The organism is Peribacillus sp., assembly GCF_059453735.1.
Genome location: NZ_JAZVJO010000294.1, coordinates 1 through 1,954, shown reverse-complemented (window position 1 = coordinate 1,954; position 1,954 = coordinate 1). Strand labels below are relative to the sequence as shown.

The 1,954-nt window shown below is 38.8% G+C and carries 2 protein-coding genes; both read right to left on the bottom strand.

The genetic code is table 11. The features are described 5' to 3' along the window. Positions 1-203: 203 nt before the first annotated feature. The gene (locus AC52RT_RS09410; RefSeq protein ID WP_495540500.1) at positions 204-815 is read right to left on the bottom strand and encodes an NUDIX hydrolase; all 612 of its coding nucleotides are present in this window, start codon (positions 813-815) and stop codon (positions 204-206) included. A 386-nt stretch (positions 816-1,201) separates the two neighbouring features. Then, positions 1,202-1,954, bottom strand: a 753-nt coding sequence (locus AC52RT_RS09405) for a sugar kinase (protein ID WP_495540499.1), incomplete at its 5' end; no start/stop codon positions are given.

The window sequence follows — 1,954 nt, the reverse complement described above, 5'->3', positions numbered from 1 at the left end:
AAAATATGACCACCGTTAGTCTGCTTCATCCATTCAGTTTTCGTTCCTATCTGGTCTCCCGACAAATGATTAATCCCCTTCCCTATTTTCAACTCATATCTATCTTACTATAATTAATAATATTATATAAATTTTTCTAATTAAATCAAAAGAAAAGAACCTTTGAATAAAATTCGCAGGTTCAAACTGATCTAGACTGAATATTATCGAATAATGTCTACTAAATGAGCTAATATTCTCGCTGTCATTCCCCAGATTACTCTCCCATTATAAGAATAAAAATACTCATCCACCTTTCTTGTCTGCCAGTGGTAGTTCTCCCCGCCCACTACAAGCTCAAAGGGGAAGTTTTCTTCCGGCTCAGCCCTTAAATTTACTGGATAGATTGCGGGAGGATTATCCAAAAAATAAGTTAACGGCACAGTAAAAACCCCGCCAACTTCCGCAGGATTCGGCTTCATAGGTACAGAAGGGTCAATCACCCCTGCATAGGGATAAACTATCATCCCTGGAGAAACGATATAGTTAAGCGGAGTAACATCAGTTATGTTTTCTTTGTTAATACCCAACTCCTCCGTTGTCTCCCTAATCGCCGTCTGCTGTTCATTTAGGTCAAGAGGATCTTTTCTCCCTCCCGGAAAACAAATATCACCCGGCTGCCTGCGCATCTCAAGAGAACGAATTTCAAATAATATATGAGTTTCTCCATTGATTTCTACAAGAGGTACGAGCACGGCATACTTATTAAAGGCTTCGCTCCCTAAGATTATCGGCGTATGCTTCTTTAGCTTGTTTAACACCGAATTTTCCTTCAAAACAATCACTCCTTAATTCTTTAAAAGTCTATACCCGTTTCTATTAGTATATAGCTTATTATGAAAATACAAAAACAACTGCGGCAAAAAACCTCAGTTGAATTAATTAACACTTACATTTCCTTTATCGCATCTTACGAATGGAAGTTTAATCAGGTGTAGCAGCTGTTTTCTTGTACCTGCTACGGGATCCATCTCTTGTCCTGTATTTTCACCACCCACATTGTAAGTTTAGGCCTTAAGATAGCCGTTACTAACACACTCGTCGCTATAATTGCTATACCACTAAGAACTTTTTCAATGCCATTTTTATTCTCATTATTATCTATCCAACATATCTATTAATAATTCCTCATGCATCGTAATCAGATTATTGAGTGCCGCATTTAACTTTCTTGAACTTTATGCTGTTTTTCAATAAACTCATCTAGTTTTAATCTGCTTGGCATTCCATCCATATCTCCCGGTGACATAATTTGAAGAGCGCCAATTGCATTGCCGCGGATAACAGCTTCTTGTATCGATTTACCGTCAAGTAATCCACTAATAACCCCAACAGCGAAGCCATCTCCAGCACCAACTGTATCCACTACCTCATCAACCACAAACCCATTTATGTAGCCTTCCTCGCTATCGTTTTTAAAGTAAGCACCCTTCGCACCAAGCTTGATAACAACTTTTTTAACCCCTTTACTTATATAGAAATCCGCCACTTCCTCAGGTGTAGAAAGACCAGTCAATACCTCAGCTTCTGACATTCCAGGTAAGAATAGGTCCGCCAAACAAGCAAGCTGATTGATTTCGTTAATCATTTTTTGTTTATCCTGCCATAACTTAAGTCGTAAATTCGGATCAAAGGAAATTGACATTCCTTCTCGCTTCATATACCTCATCGCTGCTAATGAAAATTCATGACATCCAGTTGACAGTGCTGAAGGAATTCCCGTCACATGAAGGTGCTTTGCTTGCCCGAAGTATTCTTCAGAAAAGTCATCTGCATTTAATGTAGACGCTGCCGAGTTTCTTCTGAAATACTCGACCTCTGGATCTCCTTCAACCACTTTCGACTTAATCAGCATTCCTGTAGCGTTCTCACTAGTAAACCGAATACCCATCGTATCTACTTTTTCTTTATACAA